Origin of the sequence: Saccharothrix obliqua, from assembly GCF_019375475.1 — a bacterium.
GTDB lineage: Bacteria > Actinomycetota > Actinomycetes > Mycobacteriales > Pseudonocardiaceae > Actinosynnema > Actinosynnema obliqua.
Window position 1 is genome coordinate 360,390 of the sequence record NZ_JAHXGQ010000002.1, and the last position, 23,921, is coordinate 384,310.

Sequence of the window (23,921 nt, forward strand, 5' to 3'; positions counted from 1 at the left end):
CGAACCGGTCAGTCCAGCGTCGCCACGAACCGGGAGATCGCGTCCGGGTTGAGCTTCTGCGCGAGCCGCCCGGTGGGCGCGAGCGAACCGAGCTGGTACAGCGGCCGGTCCGCCGCCGCGAGGCCACGCGCCTCCGCCCGCAGCTGCGCCACCAGCAGGTCCGAGAACACCAGCCCGACCGCGTCACCGCGCCCGGCCAGCACGTCCGCGAGCTTGCGCAGCCCGAACACGCCCTGCTCCCGGCCACCGGTGCCGGCGTAGATGGCGAGGGCCAGGTTGATCGCCTTGCCCCCGCCACGCACGAAGAGACCCACGGTGCGGCTGCCACGCATGTCCGTCACCAGCAGGTCGAGCTGGTCGGCGGCGTGCAGGTCGACCGAGCGGGTGCCGAAGGCGCGCACGGACAGCACGCGCCCCTCCAGCCACACCCGCCGCCGCGCCTCCGACCACGCGAGCAGCAACAGCGGCAACGCCACGACCGCCGCCGCCACCAGGCCCGCCGTGCGGCCCGCGAGCAGACCCAGCAACCCGCCGAACGCCGCCGCCACCAGCAGCGCGCCGATGCCGACCGTCCGGGCGCGCTTGCGCACCGCGGCCGGGTCCAGCAGGTCGAGTGGGATCCGCTCCTCGCTCACCGGCCCAACGCCTCCCGCACCGAGGTCACCACGTCCGCCAGCGGCACCTCGCGCTGGTCGCCGGAGGCCAGCTCCTTGAGCTGCACGACACCCGCCTCGATGTCCCGCTCGCCGAGCACCAGGGCGAACCGCGCGCCGGACCGGTCGGCGCCCTTCATCGCGCCCTTCAGGCCCTTGCCGCCGTACGCGAGGTCGAACCGCACGCCGGCCGCGCGCAGCGCCGCCGACAACGCGACCAGCTTCGACTTCGCGGCGTCGCCGAGCGGCACGCCGTACACGTCGCAACGCGTCACGTCGCCCGGCAGCACGCCCTCGACCTGGCACGCCAGCAGCGACCGGTCCACGCCCAACCCGAAGCCGACGCCGGACAGCGGCTGCCCGCCCAGCTGCTCCATCAGGCCGTCGTACCGCCCGCCGCCGCCGATCGCGGACTGCGCGCCCAGCCCGTCGTGGACGAACTCGAAGCACGTCTTGGTGTAGTAGTCGAGGCCGCGCACCATCCGCGGGTTCTCCACGTACTTCACGCCCAGGTCGGCCAGGTAGTCCTTGACCCGCGCGTAGTGCTCGCGCGAGGAGTCCGACAGGTGGTCGCGCAGCAGCGGCGCGCCCGCCACCATGGCCCGCACCTCGGGCCGCTTGTCGTCCAGCACGCGCAGCGGGTTGATCTCCGCCCGGCGACGCGTCTCGTCGTCCAGCGGCAGCCCGGCGAGGAACGCCTGGAGCACCTCGCGGTAGGCGGGGCGGTCGGAGGAGTCGCCGAGCGTGGTCAGCTCCAGCCGGTAGCCGGACAGGCCCATCCGCCGGAACGCCTCGTCGGCGATGGCGATGACCTCGGCGTCCAGCGCCGGGTCGTCCACCCCGATCGCCTCCACGCCGACCTGGTGGAACTGCCGGTACCGACCGGCCTGCGGCTGCTCGGCGCGGAAGAACTGGCCCGCGTACGCGAGCTTCAGCGGCAGCTGACCCTTGTCCAGGCCGTGCTCGATGACGGCCCGCATGACGCCCGCCGTGCCCTCGGGGCGCAGCGTGATGGACCGGCCACCCCGGTCCGTGAACGTGTACATCTCCTTGGTGACGACGTCGGTCGACTCGCCGACGCCCCGCGCGAACAACGCGGTGTCCTCGAAGACGGGCAGCTCGATGTAGCCGTACCCGGCGCGGCGCGCCGAGTCCACGAGGGTGTCGCGGACCGCCAGGAACGTGGCGGAGGCAGGCGGGTAGTAGTCGGGAACGCCCTTGGGGGCGGAGAACGCGGTCACGGTGTCTACAGTCCTCGATGCGGTGCGGCGGGCGCGTCGTCGCCCAGTTCCAGCAGGAACGGGTTGCTGACCCGCTCACGGCCGATGGTGGTGGTCGGTCCGTGGCCGGGCAGGACCACCGTGTCGTCGTGCAGCGTCAGCACCTTCGTGCGCAGTGACGCCAGCATGGCGCGGTGGTCGCCGCCCGGCAGGTCGGTGCGTCCGATGGAGCCGGCGAAGAGGGTGTCGCCGGACAGCACGAGCCGCCCGCCCTCCTCGGTGCCGGCGCGGAACATCACCGACCCGCCGGTATGGCCCGGTGTGTGGTCGACGGTCAGCCGCAACCCGGCCAGGTCGAGTTCGACCCGGTCGGTCAGCTCCCGCACCTCGCGCGGCTCGCGCATCTCCAGGTCGCCGCCGAAGAACGACCGCGACTCGGCGCTGATGCCCCGCATCGGGTCGGACAGCAGGACCCGGTCCTCGGGGTGGATCCACGCGGGGACGTCGTTGCCGTCGCAGACCGGTGCGACGGAGAACGTGTGGTCGAAGTGGCCGTGCGTGAGCAGCACGGCGACCGGCGACAGCCGGTGCTCCCGCAGCGTCCGCGCCAGCGGCTCGGTCGCGTCCTGGCCGGGGTCGACCACCACGCACGGGCCGCCCGCCTCGGCCGCGAGCACGAAGCAGTTCGCCTGGAGGGCGCCGGTGGGGAAACCGAGCACCAGCACGCGGACACCTCTCGTCGGCAACGGAATGGCAACGGATGCCTGTGGACCTCACCTACCAGCCTATCCGCCTGACGCCAGCCATATACGAGGCCCCTAGACTGCTCACCGATCGTCGCCGATCGACGCGAGAACAGGGAGGTTGCAGGTGCCGACCAACGTGCAGCGCCGCGAGCAGGCCAAGCGGAAGCTGGAGCGCCAGATCGTCCGCCGGGCGGAGCGCGCTAAGCGGCGCCGGATCGTCGCCGTCGTCCTCACGGCCGCCCTGGTCGTGGTGGTCGCGGGCGGCGTGTACTTCCTGACCACGGTCGACTTCGGCAGCGGGGACGACAACGCGGCGGCGAGCAGCACCACGCCGCCGCCGATCCAGATCCCGTCCGAGGTCAAGGCCCTGCCGAAGCGCCCGACCCCGCTGGCCGACCCCGCGAGCTGCGAGTACCGGCAGGGCAAGGAGCCGGCCGCCAAGGAGGGCACCAAGGCCCCCGAGGCGAGCGGCGTCCCGGCGAACGGCACCGTCGCGGCCACCATCAAGGCCAACATCGGCGACCTGCACCTGACGCTGGACCGCTCCCTGGCCCCGTGCACGGTGAACAGCTTCGTCAGCCTCGCCCAGCAGGGCTACTACAACGGCACGACCTGCCACCGCATCGGCACCCAGGGCCTCCAGATGCTCCAGTGCGGCGACCCGACCGGCTCCGGCAGCGGCGGCCCCGGCTACGCGTTCGACAACGAGACGTGGCCCGAGCTGACCTACGGCCGCGGCTACCTCGCGATGGCCAACGCCGGCCTGGACCAGGAGACCCAGAAGGGCACCAACGGCAGCCAGTTCTTCATCGTCTACGGCGACGCCCAGCTGTCCCCGGACTACACGGTCTTCGGGAGCCTGGACGAAACGGGCCTCAAGCTCATCGACGAGGTGGCCCGCGGTGGTCACGACGGCTCCTTCGACCCGTCCCCCGGTGGCGGCAAGCCGAACAAGGAAGTGAAGTTCGAGTCCGTGACGGTCGCCTGACCACCGACTCGACCACAGGGCCGCGGACGTCGTCCGCGGCCCTTTCGCCGTCCGGGGCAGCTCCTAGGCGGCCGTGTCCGTCCAGGTGACCGGCAGCTCGTGCACGCCGTAGATGTTCATGTCGGTCCGCAGCTTCACGTCGCCCGCCGGGACGGCCAGCGCCAGGTCCGGGAAGCGGCGCAGCAGGCCGGTGAACCCGGCTCGCATCTCGATGCGGGCCAACTGCTGGCCGAGGCACTGGTGGATGCCGTGGCCGAACGCCAGGTGACCACGTGCCTTGCGGTGGATGTCCAGCGCGTCGGGGTCCTCGAAGCGCCTCGGGTCCCGGTTGGCGGCCAGCAGTGAGACGATCACGGTGGAGCCCTCGGGGATGGTCTCGCCGCCCAGCTCGATGTCCTCCGCGGCGTAGCGGAAGAAGATGTCGCCGACGGACAGGTAGCGCATGAGTTCTTCCACGGCCGCGGGCATCAGCTCCGGGTCGGCACGCAGCTCGGACAGCTGCTCCGGGTGCTCCAGGAGCGCGAACGTGCCCAGCCCCAGCATGTTCGCCGTGGTCTCGTGGCCCGCGAGCAGCAGCAGGAACGCGATGCCCGTCAGCTCCTCGATGCTCAGGTCCTCGTTGCCGGCCAGGTCGGAGAGCATGTCCTCGCCGGGCTCGGCGCGCTTGCGCGTGACCAGTTCCGCCAGGTACCCGGACAGCTCGCTGTACGCGGCCATCTTGTCCTCTAACGTGATGTCCTTCTGCATCATCTTGGCGGAGTTGACCTGGAAGTTGTCCCGGTCCTCGTAGGGGACGCCGAGCAGCTCGCAGATCACCAGCGAGGGCACCGGCAACGCGAACTCCGCCACCAGGTCGACCGGCGGGGCGAGGTGCGCCAGGTGGTCGAGCTGCCGCTCGACGATCTCGGTGATGCGTTCCTCGAGCTGCTTCATGCGCTTCACGGTGAACGCGCCGGTGTGCATCCGGCGCAGCCGGGTGTGGTCCGGCGGGTCCATGGCGACGAACAGGCCCGGCACCACCGGGGAGGGCTCGGTCATGACCGGCATCCCGGGCGTCTCGTACGGCATGTGCAGGACGCCGAGGTCCTGGCGGGAGCTGAACCGCGTGTCCGCCAGGAGCTGCCGGACCTCCTCGTAGCCGGTGACCAGCCAGCCCTTGTGGCCGTCCGGGAACACCATGGGGCTGACCGGGCGGGCGGCACGCAGCCGGGTGATCTCGCGGGGCGGGTCGAAGGGACCCGCGTTGCGCTCCATGGGCAGGCCGTGCGGGACGGGGACTTCTTCACTCATCGGATCTCCTTGGTTCCTTCGGTCGCCCTCAGCGGGCGGATTCACGGTTGAACAGCCGCTTCGACCAGAGGTAGCCACCCAGCGCGACGGCGGCGCACCAGGCGAGCGCGATCCAGGCGCTGTTCCCGACCGGCTGGTCCATCAGCAGGCCGCGCAGGGTCTCGATGATCGGCGTGAACGGCTGGTAGTCGGCGAACCAGCGCAACGCGGCCGGCATGGACTCGGTGGGCACGAAGCCGCTGCTGATGAACGGCAGCAGGGTCAACGGCATGGGCATGTTGCTCGCGGTCTCGACGCTGTTGCTGACCTGGCCGAGCGCGACGGACAACCAGATGAGGGCGAAGCTCACCGCCAGCAGGAAACCGGCCACGGCCAGCCAGTCGCCCAGCCCGGCGGCGGGGCGGAAGCCCACCAGCAGGGCCACGCCGATCACGATGGCCAGGCTGAACACCGCCTGGATCAGGCTGCCCAGCACGTGCCCGGTCAGCACCGAGACGCGGGCGATGTGCATCGTGCGGAACCGGGCGATGATGCCCTCGGTCATGTCCATCGCGATCGTGACCGCGGTGCCCTGCACGACGGCCGTCACGGTCATCAGGATGATCGCGGGCGCCACGTAGTTGACGTACGCGGCACGTCCGCCCGTCGTGCCGGCCGGCGTCGCACCGCCGAGCCCTGCGCCGAGCGTGCCGCCGAACACGTAGACGAACAGCAGCAGGAAGACGACGGGCATCCCGATGAGCAGCACGGTCATCGACGGGTACCGCAGGAGGCGCTTGAGGTTGCGGCGCAACATCGTCGCCGAGTCCCGCAGCGGGAAGGTGCGGAGGGAGTGGGTGGTCGGGGTGCTCATCAGGCGGTTACCTTCTCGTGGGCGGGGTTGCCGGTGAGGGCGAGGAAGACGTCGTCCAGGTCGGGGGTGTGCACGGACAGCTCGTCGACCTCGATGGCGCGGTCGTCGAGCCGGTCGATGAGGGTCTTCAGCGCACGCATGCTGCCGTCGCTGGGCACGCGCAGGACGAGCGCGTCGTTGTCGCGCGAAGGCTGGTCCAGCACGCGCAGCGCCTCGTCGACACCCCTCGAGTCGACGAACCGCAGGCGGACGTGCCCACCGGGGATGCGGCGCTTCAGCTCCTCCGCGGTGCCCTCGGCGACCACCCGGCCGTGGTCCAGGACCGCGATGCGGTCGGCCAGCTCGTCGGCCTCCTCCAGGTACTGCGTGGTCAGGAAGATCGTGACGCCGCTCGCCACCAGGCCCCGGACGACCTCCCACATGCCGCGGCGGCTGCGCGGGTCCAGCCCGGTGGTCGGCTCGTCCAGGAAGATCACCTGCGGGTTGCCGACCAGGGTCATCGCCAGGTCGAGCCGCCGCCGCATACCGCCGGAGTAGGTGGACGCCGGCTTCTTGGCCGCCTCGGTCAGGTCGAACTGCTCCAGCAGCTCGGCGGCACGCCGCCGACCCGCCCGCCGGTCCAGGTGGTTGAGGTTGGCCATCAGCAGCAGGTTCTCCGTGCCGGTGAGCAGGTTGTCGACCGCGGAGAACTGGCCGGTGACGCCGATCGCGGCACGCACCGCGTCGGGTTCGCGGGTGACGTCGTGCCCGGCGACCCGGATGTCGCCCGCGTCGGCGGAGACCAGGGTGGACAGGATCTTGACCGTGGTGGTCTTCCCGGCGCCGTTCGCGCCGAGCAGCGAGAAGACCGTGCCGCGGGCCACGTTCAGGTCGAGACCGTTGAGCACCACGTGGTCGCCGAAGGACTTCCGCAGTCCGGTCACGGTGATCGCCGACCGGGATGGGTTGGTGGGCATGGTTCCTCTTTCGGATCGGGTCAGGCGCGGTGGACGGTGATGTCGCCGTGGGAGGTGCGCCCGCGCACCTGGACGGTCTCGGTGGCGTCTTCGGGGCTGGCCGTGTTCTCCAGCCGGTTGTGCAGGTGCCCGAAGCTGGTGTTCAGCTCCAGCCAGGCCGCGGTGCCCTCGGCGATGCCGACCTCCAGGTCGCCCGTGCCGGACGCGAGCACCACCGAACCGCGGACGACCTCGCCGAGGCGGATGGCGCCGTTGGACGTCTTCACGTCGACGTCGGCGGTGGCCCGTTCGACCTCGATGTCCCCGTTGGCCGCCCGGACCCGGAGGTCGCCGGTGACGGTGTCGATCAGCGTCGCGCCGTTGGAGTTCTTGACCACCGCGGTGCCGTCGACGCGGCCGATCCGGACCTTGCCGGTGCCGGTCGACGCCTCGAGGCCGCCTTCGACGTCCTCGACGGTGATGTGACCGACCGTCTGCACGCGCAGCGGACCGGTGCGCTCGAACGAGAAGTTGCCGACGGAGATCTTGACGCGGCACTCCCCGAGCCGCCCGGTCGCCCGGAAGTCGGCCGCCTGGGCGTCGGCGGACACCCGTGAGCCGCTGGGCAGCTCAATGTGCACGTCGACCGACCGGGACTTGTTGGAGAAGTCGAACATGCGCGGCTTCGGGCCGGTCACCCGGAGCACGCCGTTGGCGTGGTCGACCCGGACCTGCCGGGCCACCGCCACGTCGGACTCGTCGTTCTCGTCGGTCGGGCGGACGTCGACCGCGGTCGTGGTGCGGTCACTCGCGGTGAACCGCACGTTGCCGACGCTCAGGTCGAGCGTCACGGAGATCGGTTCGGGCGTTTCGTATTCAGGCATGGCTGTCCCCACAAGATGAGTCGGTGAGCCGTCCGTGCAGGTCAGGACGGTGAGGTGAAGAGGAGGGCGGCGGTCAGCGAACCCAGCCGGTGAAGCGCTGCTTGGTGCGCGCGCTCCGGTCCGGCGGCTCGGGGCGCTGCTCGCCCCCGGTCCGCTGCAACGCCGCGGCTGCCGCCCGGACCAGCCAGGCGTTGACCGAGCGCCCCTCCTTGGCAGCGGCCTCCTCGACCGCCGCCTTGAGCTGCTCGGGCAACCGCACGTTGATCCGCGCGGCGGGGCCGTCCTCCGAGATGACCGGCACCCCCTCCGCCGCTGCCGGCTCGGCGGCGGGTTCGGCGGGGGGTGTGCTGACGACGAAGTCCGGATCCCGCCCGCGCAGGCGCAGTTCCACCGAGCCCGGGGCGATCTCCCGGGTGATCTCGTCGGCCGCGGCGGAGAGCGCGTCGAGCAGCGTCATCCGGATCGCCGATTCGAGCGAGCCGGTCAGGCGCTCGACCAGCGCACGCGACTCGTCACCACCGGCTTCGGCGAGCGTGGCGAACTCCCGGCCGAGGTTGCTCACATACGTGGTCAAGTCCATGGCACCACTTTGGCACACACATGGCACAGACACAAGTCAGGATGGCTCAACACTCGTGCCAGAACCGGGAAATCGCAGGTCAGACGATGGTGCCACCGGTGGTGCCACGCATCCGCTGACGCAGTGACGCCAGCGCCGCGGCGGAGCGCGCGGAGCGGACATCACCCAGCACGGCAGCAGCCTGATCCGCCAGGGCACGCGCCTCGTCCAGCCGACCGGTGCGCGCGTAGAGGTCGGCGAGTCCGATCATGCGCCCGGCCCGCGCCCGTGAGCGTTCGGTGCCCAGCCGTGGGAGCAGGTCCTCCAGCCGTCGGATCGCCTCCCCGTGCTCCCCCGCCGCGGCGAGCGACCGGGTGATGATCGAGTCGAGGTGGGCGTCGGTGACGAAACTCAGCCACGTCGGCGTTTCGCCGCCTTTCGCGGCAAGCGCTTCCGACTTGGCGATGTGCCGCAGCGCCTGACGCTTGTCACCGCTCCGCGCGAGGTGCCGACCCAGCACGCCGTGCAGGTTCGCGCGCTCGGGCCCGCACACCCGGTTGTCCGCGAGCGCGGACTCCACGAGCTTCGCCGCGTCACCCGGGTGGTCGTCACCGACCTGCGCCGCCATGTCGAGCACCACGTGGGCACGCAGGTCCGGATCGCCCCCGGCGTCCGCCGTGCGCAGCGCCAGCGTGAACAACCGGCGCGCGGCGTAGCCGTGCCCGGAGTCGAACTGCGTCCAGGCCGCCCGATCCGCAAGCGCCCCGACCGCCGCCGACAACGCGATTCGGGTGTCCTCGCGCATCGGTGCGTCCAGCAGGCTCACCGCCCAGCGCAACGCCCCACTGGACACATCAGCGGCAACACCGCCGCCGTAGCGGAGGTCCATCGCGGTGTAGACCGCCGTGGCGTGCCGAACCGCCGCCACTTCGGACCGTCCGACCCCGCCGGGTGCGCCGGCGGACGTGAGCCCGTCCAGCAGCCGGGCCACCGGCTCCGGCGTGTGCGCTCCGGCGAGTACAGCGGCAACCGCCGCCAGCAACTCCCGTCTGTTCACATCCTCACCCAGCCCTCGCGCGTCCAACACGCGTTCGTAGGCGGCCACCAGCCCAGACGTCGCAGTCCGCTGCCCGTTCTCAACCATACCCAGCAGTGACTTGCTGTAGTGGGTCCGTCGCGCCATGTCCGCAAGACTCATACCTGCTGCCACACGGGCCGCACGCAGGGCTCTTGCGGTCTCCGACATGACGCCCGACTCCCCGGGACTGTGGACGGCTGTGGACGAGTCATTGATTCCGGCAACGCTCAGCATCCGAGAGGCTACTCCCTGAGCACACCGCAGGTTGATCCGAAGGGCTCGGAAGCACCGGGAGGAAGCGGCCACCATGAGGCGACCGATCGACGTCCTTGCCGACGTTCGACTACGCATGATCAAGGGAGAGGTCGGCGAAGCCGCCGACGCGTTGGCTGCCCTGTGGGCGCTTCTCGCGAGAGGAGACAGGGGCATCGACGTTGCCAAACTGCACAGCGTCAGCATCGAACTGGCCGACCGATTCCCGTTGGCAGAACCCGTTTCAATGCTCATGCACCACGCCACGGTTGCCTACGCACAGCTGGGCGATTTCCTCGCCGCCACCTCGACGGCGGCGCGGATGGTGTCGGTCTGGCGGGCGACATGTCAGGCAGACCCGACCGGCGACGCCTTGATCCGACACGCCCACGCACTCGACACGCTCGCCGCTGTGTACCGCGCACGTGGGATGCCCGACGAAGTCACCGGTTGCCTGGTCGAACTGATCGAGTGGCACTTCATCGGCGACAACCGCGTCGGCGTCGCTTGGGCGGTTCGAGAGCTGGGCACTCTGGCACTCCTCGCCGACGACCTGGACAACGCTGCCCACAAGTTCGCTCGATCGGATGAAATCTATGCCGAAGAGGGCGACGCCGCCGAACTCCGCCGGGAGCGGGCAGAATGCCACGTCCTGATGGGCAGGCTGGCATACCGGCAAGGCAACACCACAGCCGCCCTGCACTGGTTCGGCGCAGCCCTCGAACACCTCGCAGAGGACACCGCCGCAGAGGTCCGGGCGTTCATGCGAGCAGCAGAAGCCGGGATACCCCAACCACCGTCGAAACTGCTGCCGATCGGTGAGTTCGGACAACCGATCTGGACGGCACCCCCAACCTCCCGCAACTGCACCAAAACCCCGATCACGACTTCCTGAGCCGACACACCAGCGGCTCGGCTGCACGGCGCTGCCTGCTGCGCGTCATCCGCTGACCGGGGCACGCTGTACGACGCGATCACCACGGCCGCGTTCGCTAGTTCCAGCCCGGTTGCCACTCGATCCCGGTCGGCCGCGCGCGGTTCCGCAGCGATGCCGGACCCCTTGCTGATGCAGGCTTCGGGTGCGTCGGGACCGGAGTAGCAGAGGACAGAACAGATACCCCGCGCATTAGCGGCTACGCCGCACACCAAACCCCGCTGCGTGTCATCCCCGTATGGCCTGCGCGCCAGCGAACCGCGCTCGTTCCCAGGACGCAAACACGCTTTTCGTTTGCGTCCTGGGAACGAGGGTGGTTGTCTTGACCAGGCCATACGGGGATGACACGCAGCCTGCTCTTGATGTCATCCTTGGCGGTCTGCCTGTCCGGCGAGGACGCTTTTAATCCAATAGAAGACTCAAGAAGCAGACGTCACCCGGTACACGTCGTAAACACCTTCCACACTGCGCACAGCCTTCAACACGTGCCCCAAGTGCTTGGGATCCCCCATCTCGAACGAGAACCGGCTGACCGCCACCCGATCCCGCGACGTCGTCACCGAAGCCGACAAGATGTTGACCTTCTCATCGGCCAACACCTTGGTCACATCGGACAACAACCGGTGCCGGTCCAACGCCTCCACCTGTATCGCCACCAAGAACACGGACGACGACGAAGGAGCCCACTCGACGTCCAACAACCGCTCAGGCGTTTTCAGCAGCTCATCCGCGTTGGTGCAGTCCGTGCGGTGCACGGACACGCCACCACCGCGCGTGACGAACCCCAGGATGTCATCCCCCGGCACCGGCGTGCAGCACCGCGCGAGCTTCACCCACACGTCGGCCGCGTCCTTGACGATGACCCCGGCGTCGCCGGTGACGCGGCGCCGCGCGACCGTGGACGGCGTGGAGCGCTCCGCCAGCTCGTCCTCGGCGTGCTCGACCCCGCCCAACTGCGCGACCAACCGCTGCACCACGTGCCGGGCCGACGTGTGGCCCTCGCCGACGGCCGCGTACAGCGCGGACACGTCCGGGTAGTGCAGTTCCTTCGACAGGGCGCCCATCGAGTCCGCGGACACCAGGCGCTGCAAGGGCAGCCCGACCCGCCGGACCTCCTTCGCGATGGCGTCCTTGCCGATCTCGATGGCTTCTTCCTTGCGCTCCTTCGCGAACCACTGCTTGATCTTGGCCTTGGCCCGCGGCGAGGCGGCGAACGACAGCCAGTCCCGGGACGGACCGGCGCCCTCGGCCTTGGACGTGAATATCTCCACGACCTCGCCGTTCTCGAGCTTCCGCTCCAGCGCGACCAGCCGCCCGTTCACCCGCGCGCCGATGCACCGGTGCCCGACCTCCGTGTGCACGGCGTACGCGAAGTCGACCGGCGTGGAACCCGTCGGCAACGTCACCACGTCGCCCTTCGGCGTGAAGACGAAGATCTCGCGCGCCGCGAGGTCGAACCGCAGCGACTCCAGGAACTCGCCGGGGTCGGCGGCCTCGCGCTGCCAGTCGAGGAGCTGGCGCATCCACGCCATCTCGTCCACCTCGACGCCCTTGCCGCTGTGCGTGCCGCGGGTCTCCTTGTACCGCCAGTGCGCGGCGATGCCGTACTCGGCCGTGCGGTGCATGTCGTAGGTGCGGATCTGCACCTCCAACGGCTTGCCGTCCGGTCCGATCACGGTCGTGTGCAACGACTGGTACACACCGAACCGCGGCTGCGCGATGTAGTCCTTGAACCGGCCGGGCATCGGCTGCCACAACGCGTGCACGACGCCCATCGCGGCGTAGCAGTCGCGTACCTCGTCGACCTGTATGCGCACGCCCACCAGGTCGTGGATGTCGTCGAAATCGCGACCACGCACGATCATCTTCTGGTGGATCGAGTAGTAGTGCTTGGGCCTGCCCTCGACCTTCGCCGTTATCCGGGCGGCCTCCAGCTGCCCGGCCAGCTCGTTGATCACACCGCTGAGGTACGTGTCGCGGGACGGCGCGCGGTTGGCCACCAGCCGCACGATCTCGTCGTACTTCTTGGGCTGGAGGATGGCGAACGCCAGGTCCTCCAGCTCCCACTTCACGGTCGCCATGCCGAGGCGGTGCGCGAGCGGGGCCAGCACCTCCAGGGTCTCGCGTGCCTTGCGGGCCTGCTTCTCGGGCGGCAGGAAGCGCATGGTGCGCATGTTGTGCAGCCGGTCGGCCAGCTTGATGACCAGGACCCGCGGGTCCTTCGCCATCGCGATGACCATCTTGCGGATCGTCTCCGCCTCGGCCGCCGCGCCCAGCTTGACCTTGTCCAGCTTCGTCACGCCGTCGACCAGCAGGGCGACCTCGTTGCCGAAGTCCTCCCGCAACTGGTCCAGCGAGTAGTCGGTGTCCTCCACCGTGTCGTGCAGCAGGGCCGCCACGAGGGTGGTGGTGTCCATGCCCAGCTCGGCCAGGATCGTGGCCACGGCGAGCGGGTGCGTGATGTACGGGTCACCCGACTTCCGCCGCTGCGGGCGGTGCTTCTCCTCGGCCACGTCGTAGGCGTGTTGGAGGAGGGCGAGGTCCGCCTTGGGGTGCAGGTCCCGGTGTACCGCGGCCAGGGGTTCGAGGACCTGCTTCACCGGGGCCGCCCGCTGGGCGGTGATCCGGCGGGCCAGGCGGGCACGCACACGACGGGTGGCCGACGGCGGCCGTGCCGGCACGGGTTGCGTCGTCGCTGCGGGTTCGGTGTCCTGGCTCAACCGCGCTCCTCGGGGCGTTGCGCCTAGGGCGGGGGGACCCTAGGAATCGAGGATAGCTCCGTGTGGCGGGGAGGCTGGGATGTCAGCCGATGAGCGGCGCAGTTCACACGGTGAGTTGCATGTGAAAAGTTCTGCTCAGGGGTAGGGCCAAGCACGGGGGCTCTGGGTTAAAAGACTGCGCTCGCCGCGCGGCAGGCCGCCAAGGATGACGTTGAGGGCTGCGTGTCATCCCCGTATGGCCTGGTCAAGACAACCACCCTTGGTCAGGGAGGGCAAGCGAAAAGCGTGCTTGCCCTCCCTGACCAAGCGCGGTTCGCTGGCGCGCAGGCCATACGGGGATGACACGCAGCGGGGCTTGGTGTGTGCGGGCTGTGCCCTGGTCAGATCGACAAGAGTGCGTTTACGGAGCGGCCTGGTAGGCGGTCTCGGCCGGCCAGGTCGGTGATCTCCAGCAGGACCGCGATGCCGGTTACCACGCCGCCCGCGCGTTCCACCAGGGTGCACGCCGCCGCCGCGGTGCCGCCGGTTGCCAGCACGTCGTCCACGACCACCACCTGCTGACCGGGGCTGATGGAGCCGGCCGGCAGTTCGAGGGTCGCGGTGCCGTACTCCAGGTCGTAGGAAACCCGGTGGGCCACCGCGGGCAGCTTGCCCGGCTTGCGGAGCGGGACGACGCCGTAGCGCCAGCCGTAGCCGAGGGCCGCGCCCAGCAGGAAGCCGCGGGACTCGATCGCGGCTACCAGCTGGGTGTCCGGGTGGATCTTGTCCTGGAGGGCGTCCACCACGGCGCGCAGGGCGTCCGGGTCGGCCAGGACGGGCGTGAGGTCCCGGAAGACGACCCCCGGTTGGGGGAAGTCCGGGACCTCACGCAACAGCCCCAGGGCCCGGTCCAGCTTCAACGGTGCTTCTTGCCGGTCGGGCGCCTGCGCGCGTCCGACGCCTTGCCGGTGCGGGCCGGGACGCCGGACGCCGCGGTCAGCGCCTTCTCCCGCCGCAGCTCGGCCTGCACCGCCTCGTCGTCGGTCGACTCGACGATGTCGCCACCGGACACCACCTCGCCACCCGACTTGCGCGCCAGGTTGTCGCGGCGCGCCCGGACGCGGGCCGCCTGCGCCTGGTAGCGCGGGTCGCGCATCTTCAGGTCCACGGCCACGGGGGTCGCGATGTAGATGGACGACAGGGCGCCGATGGCCATACCGGTCAGCTGCACCAGGGCGAGGTCCTTCAACGTGCCGACGCCGAGCAGGCCGACGCCGATCGCCAGCAGGCCCAGCACGGGCAGCAGGGCGATGAGCGAGGTGTTGATGGACCGCATCAGGGTCTGGTTGACCGCCAGGTTGGCCGCCTCGGCGTAGGTGCGCCTGGTGAGGCCGAGCAGTCCTCTGGTGTTCTCCTTGACCTTGTCGAACACGACGACTGTGTCGTACAGCGAGAAGCCCAGGATCGTCAGCAGGCCGATGACGGTCGCGGGCGAGACCTCGAAGCCGACGAGCGAGTAGATGCCCGCCGTGATGATCACGTCGTGCAGCACGGCGACGAGCGCCGCGACGGCCATCGACCACTCGAAGTACAGCGCCAGGAAGATCGCCACGGCCAGGAAGAACACGCCGAGCGCGATCAACGCCTTGGTGGTGATCTCACCGCCCCAGGACGCGGACACGGCGCTGTCGCTGATGTTGTCGATGCCGCCGTTGGGCTTCAGGTCGTTGTTGAGACCGTTCTTCAGCTCGGTGATCTTGGCGGTGTCGAGCGTCTCCGACCGGATCTGGATGGTCGCGGCCTGGCCGGTGCCGACGACCTGGATCGACGTCGGCTCCTCGTTGAGGGCCTTGGTGAAGCTGTCCTTCACCGCCTCGCTGGAGATCTCGCCGGACGCGCTCTGCGCCGACATCTGGATCCGCGTGCCGCCCGTGAAGTCGATGCCGAGGTTGAAGCCCCGGAACACGATCGACCCGATGCAGACCAGCAGGATCAGGCCGAACAGCACGTACCAGCGCTTGCGCTTGCCGACGATGTCGAACGCGCCGTTGCCGACGTACAGGCGGTGGAACACGTTGCCCTTGGACTGCGCCATGGGTCAGACCTCCTTCACGGCGGCGCTCTTGCCGGCCGCGGCGGCGCGGTCTCGGGCGCCTTCCTGGACGGCCCCACCGAGACCGGACAGCTTCGGGCCGGACAGGGACTTCGACTTGGAGACCAGCGCGACCAGCGGGTGCGTGACCAGGAAGACCACGATGAGGTCGAGGATGGTCGACATGCCGAGGGTGAACGCGAAGCCCTTGACCTGGCCGACCGCGATCACGTACAGGATGGCCGAGGCGAGGAAGCTGACCGCGTCCGCCGAGAGGATGGTGCGGCGCGACCGGACCCAGGCGCGCGGCACGGCCGAGCGGAACGTCCGGCCCTCGCGAACCTCGTCTTTCAGCCGTTCGAAGAAGACGACGAACGAGTCCGCCGTGATACCGATGGCGACGATGAAACCGGCGATGCCCGCCAGGTCGAGGGTGAACCCGATCATCCGGCCGAGCAGGACCAGCACCGCGTACACCACGACGCCGGACAGGATCAGCGACAGGATCGTCAGCAGGCCCAGCAGCCGGTAGTAGAACAGGCAGTACACGAACACCAGGATCAGGCCGATGCCGCCCGCGATGAGGCCCGCCTCCAGCGAGGCGAGGCCGAGCGTCGCGGACACGGTCTCCGCCTCGGACGCCTCGAACGACAGCGGCAGCGAGCCGTACTTCAGCACGTTCGCGAGGCCGTCGGCGTCCTTCTGGGTGAACTGGCCGGAGATCTGGGTGTTGCCGCCCAGGATCGGCTCGTTGATGTTCGGCGCGGACACGACCTGGCTGTCCAGCACGACCGCGACCTGCTGCGACACGTTCGCCGAGGTGAACTTGCCCCACTTGTCGCCGCCCTCGCTCTTGAAGGTGAGGTTGACGATGAAGCCCGCGCCCTGCGGGTCGGTGCCCGAGGTGGCGTTGCTGATGTCCTCACCGGTGAGCCGGGAGTACAGGGTGAAGTCGTCGTCCTTGACGCTGCCGTCCTTCGGCGGGGTCACCGGCGCGAGGACGTACTTGAACTCGTTCTTCTGGTCGCACGTCAGCAGCGGCAGCGCCGGGTCGTCGTTGCCCAGCAGCGGGTCCTTCTGCGGGCAGGTGAAGGCGGTGAGCGCCTGCGACACGGTCTGCGCGTCGAGCGTCGTCAGCGACGGGTCCTGCCGGCAGGTCTTGGACTCGTGGATCGCGTCCTCGGGCTTCTCGCCGTACTCGCCGGCGAACACCTTGCGGCAGTCGACCTCGGGCTTGGCCGGCGCGGACGTCGTCGTGGCGGGCGTCGTCCCGGACGCGGGCGGCGTCGTGGTCGTCGGCTGGGCCGCCAGCGCCGGGGCCGGGCGGCCCTGGGCGGTGGTGGGCGCGACGGCCGTCTCGGTGCCGCCGGCGGCCGTCGTGGTCGGCGCGGCCGAACCCGACGTGGGCGCGGCCGAACCGGTCGTCGGCGCGGGCTGCGCGTTCGGCTGCGGCTGGCCGACGACCTTGCGGAAGTTCAGCTTGGCCGTCTGGCCGAGGCGCTTCGCGTTTTCGCCGTCCGTGCCGGGGACCGTGATCACCAGGTTGGTGCCGTCGCGGAGCACCTCGGCACCGCTGACGCCGAGGCCGTTCACGCGGGTCTGGATCAACTCGCGCGCCTGGTTCAGCGCCTGGTCCGTGGGCGTCTCCCCGTCCGGCGCGCGCGCGGTGAGCGTCACCCGCGTGCCACCCTGGAGGTCGATGCCGAGCTTGGGCGTCGCTTTGCCGTTCCCGGTGAAGAACACCAAGGAGTACAGCGCGACCACGATGAGGACAAACGCGCCCAGGTACTTCATGGGGCGGATTTGCCCGGCCGGAGGTGCCACGGTCCGTCCGTCTCCTAGAACTCCGAAGATGCTGTCGAACGCCGCCGCGTCCGCGGGCCGCAGGTCAGGGGGCCCACAGATCAGGGCAGCGCTTGCCCGCCCGGCACTGCCCTGCCGGGTGATTGCGCAGCGTACCCCGCACCGCGTGAGTTGTCTGTCACCGGTTCCGCCATGGCCCCGAAGCCGCGTACCCCGCAACCCGGCGGACATAATCCGTCCACCAGGCGGTCAATACCCGCCGATCGGCGTTCACACTTGACCACGCGTTCGGTGACGTGCAATTCAACCGGAACAATTCCGCCGCCGTGCGAGTGGTGTCGCTGATCGGGGCGGGCGGTGTCGCTGATCGGGGCGGGCGGTGTCGCTGATCAGGAACGGCCGGGCCGCGACTGCCGAACGCGCGGGTCATGGCCACGCGGCCCGTCGTGTCGCGTGGCGGATTCCCGCCGGACGAAAACGGGGTCGCGCCACGTGAAGTGGAGCGACCCCGTTCCCACGCCGGAAACGCGCCGGCGGGAGTTACTTCTTGGTGTCCTGCTGCACCGGCTTGTCGTCGGCGACCGCGGGAGTCACGTCGGCGACGTCGTCCACCACGACGTCCTCGACCTCTTCGACCTCGTCCGCGACCTTCTCGCGGATCGCCTGGCGCAGCCACGTGGTGACCACGCCGTCCGCGATCTCCAGGTCGATCGTGGTGTCGTCGCTCGCGTCGGCGACGGTCGCGTACAGCCCGGAGGTGGTCATCACCCGGTCGCCCTGCTCAAGCGAGTTGAGCAGCGCCTGCTGCTCGGCGACCGCCTTCTTCTGCTTGCGCGCGCTGAGGAACAGCGGCACGGCCAGCAGCACGAGCAGCAGCGGGAACATCAAGGAAGACAGGTTGCCCATCATTCTCCGATCAACCGGGCGCGCGGGACATGGTGTGCCCGGAACGTCCGGATTTCTGGGGTGCCGCCGCCGATTGTGCCAGGTCAGCCATCCGGGTCAGTCGCCGGCGTCGTCGAACAGCGTGCGGTTGGCCTCGCCGGGGGCCTTGGCGGGCGGCTGGAGACCGAGGTGCAGCCACGCGGTGGCGGTCGCGACCCGGCCTCGCGGCGTCCTGGCCAACATACCGGCCCGGACGAGGTACGGCTCGCAGACCTCCTCGACCGTGGTCGGCTCCTCCCCCACCGCGACGGCCAGCGTGGACACGCCGACCGGTCCACCGCCGAACGACCGGACCAGCGCGCCGAGCACCGCCCGGTCCAGCCGGTCCAGGCCCAGTTCGTCCACGTCGTAGACGGCCAGGGCGTCCCGCGCGACGTCCCGGGTGACCGCGCCGTCGGCACGCACCTCGGCGAAGTCGCGCACCCGGCGCAGCAGCCGGTTCGCGATGCGGGGCGTGCCGCGCGACCGGCCCGCGATCTCCCGCGCGCCGTCCTCGCGCAGGTCCACCCCGAGGATGCGCGCCGAGCGCCGGATGATCAGCTCCAGCTCCTCCGGCGCGTAGAACTCCATGTGGCCGGTGAAGCCGAACCGGTCGCGCAGCGGACCGGTCAGCGCGCCGGACCGGGTGGTGGCCCCGACCAGCGTGAACGGCGCGATGTCCAGCGGGATGCTGGTCGCACCCGGCCCCTTGCCGACTACCACGTCGACCCGGAAGTCCTCCATCGCCAGGTACAGCATCTCCTCGGCGGGCCGGGCCATCCGGTGGATCTCGTCGATGAACAGCACGTCGCCCTCGACCAGGTTGGACAGCATCGCGGCGAGGTCGCCCGCGCGCTCCAGCGCCGGACCGGACGTGATGCGCAGCGACGCGCCCAGCTCGGCGGCGATGATCATGGCGAGGCTGGTCTTGCCGAGGCCGGGCGGCCCGGACAGCAGCACGTGGTCGGGTGGCGCGCCGCGCCGCAACGCGCCGTGCAGCACCAGCTCCAGCTGCTCGCGGACCTTCGGCTGCCCGACGAACTCCTGGAGGTCCTTCGGCCGCAGCGTCGACTCGACGTCCCGCTCGGCCGGGTCGGGCAACGGGTCGAGTGGTTCGCTCACCGCTTGCGCCCCAGCGCGGCCAACGCCCGGCGCAGGACCTCGGACGTGCCCAGCGCGCCGTCTTCGGCGAGCACCGCGTCCACGGCCTGCTCGGCCTGCTTGGCGGCGAACCCGAGGCCGAGCAACGCCTCCGCGACCTGCGTGCGGACCCGGCCCGCGGTGTCGCCGGCCGTGGGCGCGGCGGGCAGCTGCCCGACCTTGTCCCGCAGCTCGATGATCAGGCGCTCCGCGCCCTTGCGGCCGATGCCGGGCACCTGGGTGAGCACGGTGATGTTGCCGTCCGCCAGCGCGGCGCGCAGCTTGTCCGGCTCCAGCACGGCGAGGGTCGCCAGCGCGAGCCGCGGCCCGATCCCGGACACCGTCTGGAGCAGGCCGAACAGCTCGCGGGACTCGGCGTCGGCGAACCCGAACAGGGTCAGCGAGTCCTCCCGCACCACCAGCGAGGTGGCCAGCGCGATCTCCTCGCCGCGGCGCAGCGTGGCCAGCGTGGCGGGCGTGGCCTGCACGGCGAAGCCGACACCGCCGACCTCCACCACGACGTGGTCGAGCCCGATGGACAGCACCTGCCCGCGAAGCGACGAGATCACCTGGACTTACCTCCGGTCGTGCGTGCACTGGCCTCGGCAAGTCTCGCGCGGTGCGTCCGGGCGAGTTCGGCCGCCCTCGCCCGCGCCTCCTCCAGGCGCGACCGCATGGGCGCGCGCCACAGGTGGCAGATGGCCAGCGCCAGGGCGTCCGCCGCGTCGGCGGGCTTCGGCGCGGTGCGCAGCCCGAGCAGCTTGGTCACCATCGCGGTCACCTGCGCCTTGTCCGCCCGGCCGGAACCGGTGACGGCGGCCTTGACCTCGCTGGGCGTGTGGAACACCACGGGCAGGTCGCGGCGAGCGGCGGCGAGCGCGACCACGCCACCGGCCTGCGCGGTGCCCATCGCGGTGCGCACGTTGTACTGGCTGAACACCCGCTCCACGGCCACCACCTGCGGCTCATGGCGGTCCAGCCACTCCTCGACCGCGTTGGACAGCAGCAGCAACCGCACCGCGAGGTCGGCGTCCACGGGGGTGCGCACGACGTCCACCGCGACCGGGCGCACGGTGCGCCCCGGGCCGCCGTCGACCACCCCGAACCCGCACCGGGTCAGGCCCGGGTCGACTCCGAACACACGCACGCCTCAGGCCCCCTACCCACGACCACGAACACCAGTTCGAACCGTACCCGGTGATCGTGGGCGTTCCCGTACCGACACGCGCCGGTGACCTACGGATACCCTCAGGTCGACACAGCGTTACCGGGTCATTACAGTGACTCGGTCCACTGATCGACTCCAGTCGCGGCATAGGCGGGGTGCCATGACCCTGAGACGGTTCAGCCTCATCGCGGCTGCCGTCTGCGCCCTGCTGGCCGTGCTGGTCGTGGTCGTGCTGTCCGGGCTGCTGGACCGCCAGACGGCCGTGGCGGTGGACAAGTTCACCCAGCTCGCGGGCGCCGCGGCGGCGATGGTCTGCTACTGGCGCGCGGGCCTGCGCCGCCAGGGCACGGCCCGCCGCTGGCGGCTGTGGATGGCCGCCGCGATGGCGAGCCTCGTGGTGGGGCTGGGCACGTGGACGTGGGGCCGGGTCTTCCTCGGCGTGCCGCTGCCGTCCACGACGGTCGCGCCGCTGGGCTTCATCCTGGTACCGGTGCTGGTGCTGTGCGCGGTGCTGGTCCTCGGGCACGGCGCGGCGGGCTCGCTGCCCAACCACCGCAGCCGGCTGGTGATCGTGCTGGACGGACTGATCGTGGTCGGCTCGCTGTTCGTGCTCACCTGGGTGTCGCTGCTGGAGTCGATGGTGCGCGCGTGGGCCGCGTCCGGCCCCGGTTTCGCCACCGTGGTGGCGCACCCGGCGGCGTACCTGGTCATGCTCGTGGTGCTGCTGGTGTCCTCGTGGTCGCACCGGTCGGTGCGCCAGTTGCCGATGCTGTTCGTGGCGCTCGCCGGCCTGGGCCAGTCGGCGTCCGGCTGGGTGTTCGCCTACCTGGTCAGCAAGGGCGTGACGGACGTGCCGGTGGCGGCGGACATCGGGTTCATGGTGTGCCCCGGCCTGTACTTCCTGTCCTCGATCGCGCCGAGCGGCCCCGGCCGGGAGCGGTCGGCGTCCGGCCGGCTGCGCGCGGGCGAGATGCTGCACATCCTGGTGCCGTACCTGCCGATGCTGGTCACCGGCCTGTTCATCGTGGTGGGCACGGCGACCGGCGTGCGGCTGAACCCGTTCGAGATCTACGTGGGCCTGGGCGTCGTGCTGCTGGTGATCGCCCGGCAGCTGTTCACGCTGATCGACAACGTGCGGCTGCTGGAGCAGCTGCGGGACAGCCGGGAGCGGCTGCGGCACCAGGCGTACCACGACCCGCTGACCGGGGTGGCGAACCGCGTGCTGTTCCGGGAGCGCCTGACCGGCGCGCTGGACGGCGGTGATCCGCTGGTCGTGTTGTTCATCGACGTGGACGGGTTCAAGGACGTCAACGACAACTACGGCCACGCGGAGGGCGACGAGGTGCTGCGGATCGTCGCGCAGCGGCTCCAGCACTGCGTGCGCCCGCAGGACACGGTGGCCCGGCTGGGCGGCGACGAGTTCGGCGTGCTGGTCGACGGCTACCCCGCGCCGCCGGACGAGATCGGCAGGCGCGTGCTGGAGGCCATGTCCGCGCCGCTGCGCACGGCGGCGGGCGAGCACCGCATCCGGGGCAGCGTCGGCATCGCGCACCGCGCCGCGGCCGGGCCGGAGCTGAGCGCGGACGACCTGCTGGGCAGCGCGGACGCGGCGATGTACACGGCGAAGCGGCTGGGCAAGGGCCTGGTCGTGGTGCACGGATCGGTGGAGGCGGAGCTGTCGTGACCCCGGACGAGGTGATCCGGGCCCTGGGCCTGGTGGAGCTGCCGGTGGAGGGCGGCCACTTCGGGCAGTCGTGGCGCTCCGCCGAGGCGTCCGCGATCTACTACCTGCTCCGGGCGGGCGAGTTCTCCGGGCTGCACCGGCTGGCGAACCTGGAGATCTACGCGTGGCACGCGGGCGCGCCGCTGCGGATGCTGCTGCTGCACCCGGGCGGCGTGGTGACCGAGCCGGTGCTCGGCCCGGACCTCGCCGCCGGACAGCGGCCCCAGGTGGTCGTGGAGCCGGGCGTGTGGCAGGCGTCCGAACCGGACGGCGCGTGGTCCCTGGTGGGCACGGTCGTCGTGCCGCCGTACACGGACGACGCGGTGCGGTTCGGCGAGGCCGGCGAACTCGTCGCGCGCTACCCGGAGCACGCGGAGCGCATCCGCCGGCTCGCCCGGTGCTGACCCCTCAGCCCAGCTCGCGCAGCAGCGGCACGACGTCCGCGGCGAACTGGGTGAGGAACCGCTCCTGGTCGTGGCCGGGGCCGTGGAACACCAGGTGGTTGAGGCCCGCGTCCAGGTAGGGCTTGATCTGCCGGACCGCCTCCTCCGGGTCGGAGGCCACGATCCAGCGCTTGGCGACCTGCTCGATGGGCAGCTCGTCGGCCAGCCGCTCCATCTCCTCCGCGCTGTCCACGCTGTGCTTCTGCTCGGGCGTCAGCGACAGCGGCGCCCAGAACCGGGTGTTCGCCAGGGCCGCGTCCGGGTCGCGGTCGTAGGACAGCTTGATCTCGATCATCCGGTCCAGCTCGGCCAGGTCGCGCCCGGCGGCCTCCGCGCCGGCGGCCACGGCGGGCAGCAGCTGCTCGGTGTACAGCTCCATGCCCTTGCCGGAGGTGCAGATGAACCCGTCGCCCGCGCGGCCCGCGTACTTGGCGACGGTCGGGCCGCCGGCCGCGACGTACACCGGCACCGGCTGCTCCGGCCGGTCGTAGATGCGGGCGTTGACCAGCTTGTAGAACTCTCCGTCGAAGTCGACCGAGTCCTTGGTCCACAGCTCCCGGATCAGCCGCACGGCCTCGCGCAGCCGGGCGAAGCGCTCCTTGAACTCCGGCCACTCGCGGCCGGACACGGCGATCTCGTTGAGCGCTTCGCCGGTGCCGACGCCGAGCAGCACGCGACCCGGGTACAGCAGCGCCGCGGTGGCGAACGCCTGCGCGATCACCGCCGGGTTGTAGCGGAACGTCGGCGTCAGCACGCTGGTGCCGAGCTGCACGCGGCTGGTCCGCTCCCCCACGGCGGCCAGCCAGGACAGGGCGAACGGCGCGTGCCCGCCCTCGTGCCGCCAGGGCAGGAAGTGGTCGGACACGGTGACGCTGTCCAGGCCCACCTCCTCGGCGCGCACGGCGTACTCGACCAGGTCACGCGGCCCGAACTGCTCCGCGGACGCCTTGTAGCCGATCTTCAACCCCATTGCCGCTCCCTCGTGGCCGATCCCCTTTCCGCACTCTACGAGAACGCGCGGGTCCGGCGGTGGCGGCAGCTCACCCCATGGTCTTCTGCCCGTCGATGGTCTCGCGGATGATGTCGGCGTGCCCCGAGTGCTGCGCGGTCTCGGCGATCAGGTGCAGCAGCACGTGCCGCACGCTCCACGACGCGCCCGGCTCGAACCAGGGCGCCGGGGGCAGCGGGTGCTCGGCGTCCAGGTCGAGGTCCGCGACGGCCTCCTCCGTGTGGCGGGCGGTCGCGGCGTAGGCGGCGAGCAGGCCCTCCAGGGTCTCGCCCTCGTGCATCCGGAAGTCGCTGACCCAGTCGCCCTTCCCGCTCGCCATCGCGTCCGCGCCGCCGACGGCGAACCGCACCCAGTCCTCCTCGGTCTCCCGGACGTGCTTGATCAGGCCGCCCAGGCACAACGCGCTCGCGGTGGGCGTGGCCGCGGCCTGCTCGTCGGTCAGCCCGCGCACGGTGTAGCGCAGGAACTCGCGGTGCCGGGCCAGGACGGTCAGCAGGTCGGTGCGTTCGGCGGTGCTCATCGGGGTGC

The 23,921-nt window shown here is 70.8% G+C and carries 23 protein-coding genes; 4 read left to right on the forward strand and 19 right to left on the reverse strand.

Translation table 11 applies throughout. From position 1 onward, the window contains the following. Positions 1-8: 8 nt before the first annotated feature. From KZQ38_RS07625 to KZQ38_RS07635, 3 genes are read right to left on the reverse strand one after another with little or no spacing between them, the layout of a single operon-like run. The gene (locus tag KZQ38_RS07625) at positions 9-635 is read right to left on the reverse strand and encodes a hypothetical protein (RefSeq protein WP_219439928.1); all 627 of its coding nucleotides are present in this window, start codon (positions 633-635) and stop codon (positions 9-11) included. Further along, positions 632-1,894, reverse strand: coding sequence for a histidine--tRNA ligase (gene hisS, locus KZQ38_RS07630; protein ID WP_219439929.1), 1,263 nt, complete (start codon positions 1,892-1,894; stop codon positions 632-634). The genes KZQ38_RS07625 and hisS overlap by 4 nt, the downstream gene beginning before the upstream one ends. A gap of 5 nt (positions 1,895-1,899) precedes the next feature. Next, positions 1,900-2,598 (reverse strand): MBL fold metallo-hydrolase, encoded by a 699-nt coding sequence (locus KZQ38_RS07635; RefSeq protein WP_219439930.1) that lies wholly within the window; start codon positions 2,596-2,598, stop codon positions 1,900-1,902. A gap of 145 nt (positions 2,599-2,743) precedes the next feature. On the opposite strand from KZQ38_RS07635, the gene KZQ38_RS07640 reads away from it, so the two are divergent. Beyond that, on the forward strand, positions 2,744-3,607 hold the full coding sequence (locus tag KZQ38_RS07640; RefSeq protein WP_219439931.1) for a peptidylprolyl isomerase: 864 nt from the start codon (positions 2,744-2,746) through the stop codon (positions 3,605-3,607). A gap of 63 nt (positions 3,608-3,670) precedes the next feature. On the opposite strand, the gene KZQ38_RS07645 is transcribed toward KZQ38_RS07640, so the two are convergent. From KZQ38_RS07645 to KZQ38_RS07670, 6 genes are all read right to left on the reverse strand, one after another. After that, positions 3,671-4,897: a cytochrome P450 gene (locus tag KZQ38_RS07645; protein WP_219439932.1), complete on the reverse strand. Its 1,227-nt coding sequence runs from the start codon at positions 4,895-4,897 to the stop codon at positions 3,671-3,673. Between the two features lie 28 nt (positions 4,898-4,925). Further along, positions 4,926-5,750 (reverse strand): ABC transporter permease, encoded by an 825-nt coding sequence (locus KZQ38_RS07650; protein WP_219439933.1) that lies wholly within the window; start codon positions 5,748-5,750, stop codon positions 4,926-4,928. Next, positions 5,750-6,706, reverse strand: a complete 957-nt coding sequence (locus KZQ38_RS07655) for an ATP-binding cassette domain-containing protein (protein ID WP_219439934.1) — start codon at positions 6,704-6,706, stop codon at positions 5,750-5,752. Before KZQ38_RS07655 ends, KZQ38_RS07650 begins: the two co-directional genes overlap by 1 nt. Positions 6,707-6,726: 20 nt before the next feature. Next, a complete protein-coding gene (locus tag KZQ38_RS07660; protein WP_219439935.1) occupies positions 6,727-7,569 on the reverse strand; it encodes a DUF4097 family beta strand repeat-containing protein in 843 nt (280 codons plus the stop codon). A 73-nt stretch (positions 7,570-7,642) separates the two neighbouring features. Beyond that, on the reverse strand, positions 7,643-8,149 hold the full coding sequence (locus tag KZQ38_RS07665; protein ID WP_219439936.1) for a YlcI/YnfO family protein: 507 nt from the start codon (positions 8,147-8,149) through the stop codon (positions 7,643-7,645). A 79-nt stretch (positions 8,150-8,228) separates the two neighbouring features. Then, positions 8,229-9,557 (reverse strand): helix-turn-helix domain-containing protein, encoded by a 1,329-nt coding sequence (locus tag KZQ38_RS07670; protein ID WP_504739553.1) that lies wholly within the window; start codon positions 9,555-9,557, stop codon positions 8,229-8,231. Here KZQ38_RS07670 and KZQ38_RS07675 point away from each other — a divergent pair. Then, a complete protein-coding gene (locus KZQ38_RS07675) occupies positions 9,514-10,353 on the forward strand; it encodes a tetratricopeptide repeat protein (RefSeq protein ID WP_219439938.1) in 840 nt (279 codons plus the stop codon). The genes KZQ38_RS07670 and KZQ38_RS07675 overlap by 44 nt on opposite strands. Positions 10,354-10,811: 458 nt before the next feature. Here the strand turns inward: KZQ38_RS07675 and KZQ38_RS07680 are convergent, their stop codons facing one another. The 8 genes from KZQ38_RS07680 to ruvC all read right to left on the reverse strand — a co-directional run bounded on the left by KZQ38_RS07680 (position 10,812) and on the right by ruvC (position 20,197). Beyond that, on the reverse strand, positions 10,812-13,112 hold the full coding sequence (locus tag KZQ38_RS07680) for a RelA/SpoT family protein (RefSeq protein ID WP_219439939.1): 2,301 nt from the start codon (positions 13,110-13,112) through the stop codon (positions 10,812-10,814). A gap of 380 nt (positions 13,113-13,492) precedes the next feature. After that, positions 13,493-14,011, reverse strand: a complete 519-nt coding sequence (locus KZQ38_RS07685) for an adenine phosphoribosyltransferase (protein ID WP_219439940.1) — start codon at positions 14,009-14,011, stop codon at positions 13,493-13,495. Further along, complete coding sequence (secF, locus tag KZQ38_RS07690; protein ID WP_219439941.1) at positions 14,008-15,186, reverse strand: protein translocase subunit SecF; 1,179 nt, start codon at positions 15,184-15,186, stop codon at positions 14,008-14,010. The genes KZQ38_RS07685 and secF overlap by 4 nt, the downstream gene beginning before the upstream one ends. 3 nt (positions 15,187-15,189) lie before the next feature. After that, positions 15,190-17,007, reverse strand: a complete 1,818-nt coding sequence (secD, locus tag KZQ38_RS07695) for a protein translocase subunit SecD (RefSeq protein WP_219439942.1) — start codon at positions 17,005-17,007, stop codon at positions 15,190-15,192. Between the two features lie 519 nt (positions 17,008-17,526). Beyond that, positions 17,527-17,883, reverse strand: a complete 357-nt coding sequence (gene yajC, locus KZQ38_RS07700) for a preprotein translocase subunit YajC (RefSeq protein ID WP_219440386.1) — start codon at positions 17,881-17,883, stop codon at positions 17,527-17,529. Between the two features lie 105 nt (positions 17,884-17,988). Further along, entirely contained in the window at positions 17,989-19,032 is a 1,044-nt protein-coding gene (gene ruvB, locus KZQ38_RS07705) for a Holliday junction branch migration DNA helicase RuvB (protein WP_308258298.1), read from the reverse strand. Beyond that, positions 19,029-19,619 (reverse strand): Holliday junction branch migration protein RuvA, encoded by a 591-nt coding sequence (gene ruvA, locus KZQ38_RS07710; RefSeq protein WP_219439943.1) that lies wholly within the window; start codon positions 19,617-19,619, stop codon positions 19,029-19,031. Before ruvA ends, ruvB begins: the two co-directional genes overlap by 4 nt. Then, positions 19,616-20,197 (reverse strand): crossover junction endodeoxyribonuclease RuvC, encoded by a 582-nt coding sequence (gene ruvC, locus KZQ38_RS07715; RefSeq protein WP_219439944.1) that lies wholly within the window; start codon positions 20,195-20,197, stop codon positions 19,616-19,618. The genes ruvA and ruvC overlap by 4 nt, the downstream gene beginning before the upstream one ends. A 181-nt stretch (positions 20,198-20,378) precedes the next feature. Between ruvC and KZQ38_RS07720 the strand changes: the two genes are divergently transcribed. Further along, entirely contained in the window at positions 20,379-21,902 is a 1,524-nt protein-coding gene (locus KZQ38_RS07720; RefSeq protein WP_219439945.1) for a GGDEF domain-containing protein, read from the forward strand. Further along, positions 21,899-22,345: a cupin domain-containing protein gene (locus tag KZQ38_RS07725; protein WP_219439946.1), complete on the forward strand. Its 447-nt coding sequence runs from the start codon at positions 21,899-21,901 to the stop codon at positions 22,343-22,345. Before KZQ38_RS07720 ends, KZQ38_RS07725 begins: the two co-directional genes overlap by 4 nt. A 4-nt stretch (positions 22,346-22,349) precedes the next feature. Here KZQ38_RS07725 and fgd read toward each other — a convergent pair whose 3' ends face one another. Both fgd and KZQ38_RS07735 read right to left on the reverse strand, forming a co-directional pair. Further along, positions 22,350-23,354, reverse strand: a complete 1,005-nt coding sequence (gene fgd / locus KZQ38_RS07730) for a glucose-6-phosphate dehydrogenase (coenzyme-F420) (protein ID WP_219439947.1) — start codon at positions 23,352-23,354, stop codon at positions 22,350-22,352. A gap of 70 nt (positions 23,355-23,424) precedes the next feature. After that, positions 23,425-23,913: a DinB family protein gene (locus KZQ38_RS07735; protein WP_219439948.1), complete on the reverse strand. Its 489-nt coding sequence runs from the start codon at positions 23,911-23,913 to the stop codon at positions 23,425-23,427. Positions 23,914-23,921 lie beyond the last annotated feature (8 nt).